The organism is Phocaeicola sp. (assembly GCF_048170425.1).
In the GTDB taxonomy this organism is placed as follows: Bacteria; Bacteroidota; Bacteroidia; order Bacteroidales; family Bacteroidaceae; genus Phocaeicola.
Genome location: NZ_DBEXBB010000222.1, coordinates 1 through 3,903 on the forward strand (window position 1 = coordinate 1; position 3,903 = coordinate 3,903).

General features: G+C 45.9%; 3 protein-coding genes and 1 pseudogene. 2 read left to right on the forward strand and 2 right to left on the reverse strand.

Going from position 1 to position 3,903, the window contains the following annotated elements; translation table 11 throughout:
* Together ACMJ0U_RS08865 and ACMJ0U_RS08870 are read left to right on the forward strand one after the other, a co-directional pair.
* Window positions 1–197 (forward strand): annotated as a pseudogene (locus ACMJ0U_RS08865) (hypothetical protein); the annotation flags it as partial.
* Window positions 184–735 (forward strand): gliding motility lipoprotein GldH, encoded by a 552-nt coding sequence (locus ACMJ0U_RS08870; RefSeq protein ID WP_417129609.1) that lies wholly within the window; start codon window positions 184–186, stop codon window positions 733–735. The pseudogene ACMJ0U_RS08865 and the gene ACMJ0U_RS08870, both read left to right, overlap by 14 nt.
* On the opposite strand, the gene rodA is transcribed toward ACMJ0U_RS08870, so the two are convergent.
* Both rodA and mrdA read right to left on the reverse strand, forming a co-directional pair.
* A complete protein-coding gene (rodA, locus tag ACMJ0U_RS08875; RefSeq protein WP_417129610.1) occupies window positions 670–2,127 on the reverse strand; it encodes a rod shape-determining protein RodA in 1,458 nt (485 codons plus the stop codon). The two genes, ACMJ0U_RS08870 and rodA, sit on opposite strands and share 66 nt — an antisense overlap.
* On the reverse strand, window positions 2,108–3,901 hold the full coding sequence (gene mrdA / locus ACMJ0U_RS08880) for a penicillin-binding protein 2 (RefSeq protein WP_417129611.1): 1,794 nt from the start codon (window positions 3,899–3,901) through the stop codon (window positions 2,108–2,110). Before mrdA ends, rodA begins: the two co-directional genes overlap by 20 nt.
* Between the last annotated feature and the right edge of the window lie 2 nt (window positions 3,902–3,903).

Below are 3,903 nucleotides of genomic sequence, written 5' to 3' on the forward strand. Positions count from 1 at the left end.
ACCGTCCACAGAGACCGAAAGGGAATCCGGCTCTGGCAGCTCCACAGGCTCCAGTGGCTGAAAATGCCGGAAATGTGCCACAGGCAAAAGCTGGTCAGGAACCTCGCCCTAACCGCAACGGGCGGAGAAATTTCCGTCGGAATAACGAGGGAAACAAACGTCCGGAGCGTAATACGAATATGGATGTACAGGCTTAAAGAATCTTTTATCTATTATATCAAGGCAGGACTGGCACTATGTGTCTTGTTCCTGCTGAATGCCTGTCATACGGATACGCGTTATCATGTATACCAGGCTGTTTCTGGTGAAGAAGGCTGGGATAAATCTGACTCCCTGGCTTTCCCTCTTCCTATAGGACTTTCTTCCGGTGAGTACCGGATGGAGATAGGCCTCCGTCATACCGGAGAATATCCTTATCGGGATATCTGGCTTTCGGTGACGCAGTCGGAAGGCGATTCATTACCGCCCCGCACGGATACATTGCACATTTATCTGACCGATGAAAAAGGACACTGGATGCAGAGTGGAGCAATGGGAGGATTGTATCAGCATGTATATGTGTCAGATAAACCGGTTATTTTCTCTGCCGATTCAATAGACCGCATTTTTCGTATCACTCATCTGATGAGGCGGAATCCATTGCCTGGAATATCCGATGTAGGTATCCGGCTATTTCTCTCTGGCCGCGTCAATGCGGAGGAAGACAAACAGCAGGATAGTAAATCCCCACAATGAGGAACCACCGTAGCTGAAGAATGGGAGGGGGATACCGATAACGGGGGTCAGTCCGAGAACCATTCCTATATTGATGAAGAGATGGAAAAAGAATATACTCAGTACACAGTAGCCGTATACTCTTCCAAAGCGGCTTTCCTGTCGCTCGGATAGCACGATAAGGCGTAGAATAAGTCCCATGAACAAGGAAATGACTAAAGCAGAGCCGACAAATCCTTGCTCTTCACCAATGGTACAGAAAATGAAGTCGGTATCCTGTTCCGGAACGTATTTCAATTTGGTCTGCGTACCGTTGAGAAAGCCTTTTCCGAATAATCCTCCGGAACCGATGGCAATTTTACTTTGGTTGACATTGTATCCGGCTCCCGCAGGATCATCTTTCATTCCCAATAACACTTCGATTCGAATCTTCTGGTGAGGTTCAAGTACCTGATTGAATACATAGTCGGTCGAGAAGAAAAAGATACCCGAACCAACTACAAACAGAATCACATAGAAATAACTTTTCAGGCGTTCACGCAGATAGAAGAAAGCCAGTGTGAGTACGATACCTCCACAAAGGGCTAACTGGAGATGGCATACATTAAATGGAATTACGTAGTTGGAAAATAAAGCTCCTAACAACGTTCCTCCACCTCCGATGCCGAAAATGTAGGCAGCAAGTTTGGGTGACTGCCGCTGGCAAAATCTTCCTACCAGAAAGGCAGAAAGCAGAATGACAAGCGTCAATACGGAGAATTCTCCCCATGAAGTCATTTCATCGGGCATAATTTCTGTACTGAATTTTAGACCGACGATAAAAAATACCACAGCACAGATTCCGGAGAATAGAACCGTTCCGGTCATCCCTTCTCTGTAGAGCATTAAAAAAAAAGATAGGTATACCAGGGCAGAACCTGTTTCTTTCTGGAGTATAATCAATGCCATAGGCAGCAGAATGATACCCAAAACGGTTATCAGATTGCGGGTTCGATGCATCTGAAAAGTGTATTCGTTTATATATTTCCCTAATGCAAGGGCTGTCGCAAATTTGGCGAATTCGGCAGGTTGCAGACTTACCGGGCCTAATACAATCCATGAGCGTGAACCTTTGATTTCATGCGGATTGAAGATAGTACCGAAAAGTAGCACAATCATGATGCCATAAAGCAGATAGGCATAGGTATCATATATACGGTCTTCAAGCATGAGTATGACAAAGCCTAGTCCCAGTGAACAGCCAATCCACATCAGCTGTTTACCGGCGCGTGTGGTAATATCCAAGAAATTCGGCTCACCATAATCATAACTTGCTCCGCACACACTGAACCATCCGCAGATGACCAGTATCAGGTAAATTCCGATGGTCCACCAGTCCACATTTCTCCATACACTACCTCTCATGTATCCCATAATCAATCCTCCTGTTTTGAATCTCTGTAGCCATGACTTCGTCTTCTGGCGAGAGTTTTCCTTTTAAATACTTTTCAATCATGAGTCGTCCGATGGGTACACCGTATACCGCACCGAATCCTCCGTTTTCCACATAGACTGCTATGGCAATCTTGGGGTTGTTCATGGGAGCAAATCCCATAAAGGCAGAGTGGTCTTTTCCACGATTCTGGGCCGTTCCGGTTTTTCCACATACCTCGATGTCGGGTAAGTTAGCTCCTCTACAGGTTCCGCCCAATACAGCAGAACGCATGCCTTGTACCACTTCCTCGTAATGTGAACGGTCTACCATGGTATATCTTTTCCGTGTGTAAAGTGTATCGAGCGGTTCACCTTCTACCTCTTTCACCACATGAGGTGTGATAAAATAGCCTCTGTTGGCGATGGTTGCTCCTAAGTTGGCTATTTGTAATGGAGTTAGTGTGACCTCACCTTGTCCGATGGAAATACTGATGATGGTCAGTCCATTCCATGAGCCTCGGTAAGCTTTGTCGTAGACACTTGCATTGGGGATAAATCCTCTTTTTTCTCCGGGAAGGTCGATTCCCAACGGATAACCGAATCCCATGGATACCATATAGTCTCTCCAGGTGTTCATGGCTTTTTGTACGGTTCCGTATTTCTTTCGGGCACCAATCATGTAATAGAGTCCCCAGCAGAAATATCCGTTGCAGGAAGTCGCTAATGCTGGAATCAGTGAAAGTGGCGAGGGGTGACCGTGGCAGCCAACATGAAGTCCCCGGAAGTTGAATCCGCCAAAACACGGATAACTGGTCTGGGTGGTTATGATTCCCTCTTGCAGGAAGGTCAGTGCCTGCGAAGTCTTGAAGGTAGAGCCTGGCGGATAGGTACCCATGATGGCACGGTTCAATAAAGGCTTCCAGGGGTCACGTGCCAGTATCAGGTGGTTCTTACCGCGGTTTCTTCCGACCATTTTTCGAGGGTCGTAAGTCGGTGAAGAAACTAAGCAGAGTACCTCGCCTGTGGATGGTTCTATGGCTACGATACTTCCGATTTTTCCTTCCAGCAGACGTTCTCCCAGCTCCTGAAGTTCGATGTCCAGACTCAGTCGCAGGTTTTTTCCTGCTACAGGAGCCTTATCGAATTTTCCGCCCATATAGTTCCCCTGGATTCGTCCTCGGGCATCACGTAATAATATTTCGATGCCTTTTTCTCCTCGTAACTGCTTTTCGTAAGAACGCTCTACACCTAATTTCCCGATAAAATCGCCGGGAATATAGTATTCATCCTTTTCCATATCGGATTTAGAAACTTCGGCAATATCTCCCAAGATGTGAGCTCCGGCATTGTAGGTATATTGTCGGATGGTACGTCGCTGGATGTAGAATCCTGGAAACTTAAACAGTTTTTCTTGGAATACACCACAATCTTCGGCTGACAACTGAGTAAGAAATACCTGATTGGTGTAGGGGGAGTAACCAGGATTAAGTCGGCGATCTTTCATGTCACGGAATTTTTTTCGCAGGAACTCCGGTGAAATTTTCAGTGTTTGACATAAATCCATGGTGTCCAGCTCCGTAATTTCTTTTATAATCACGGTGATATCGTAGGCGGCCTGATTATAAACCAGCAGTTTATCATTTCGGTCGTATATGACTCCTCGGCTTGGATATTGTATTTTTTTGAGAAAAGCGTTGCTGTCGGCATTTTTCTTGTAGTCTTCACTCATGATTTGCAGTGAAAGTAAACGTATAAGAAAAATCAGCACAATCACGA

Excerpts from the sequence above, each read along its gene's own strand:
- ACMJ0U_RS08870 (WP_417129609.1), top strand. The coding sequence starts at position 184 with ATGTACAGGCTTAAAGAATCTTTTATCTATTATATCAAGGCAGGACTG.
- rodA (WP_417129610.1), bottom strand. The coding sequence starts at position 2,127 with ATGGGATACATGAGAGGTAGTGTATGGAGAAATGTGGACTGGTGGACC.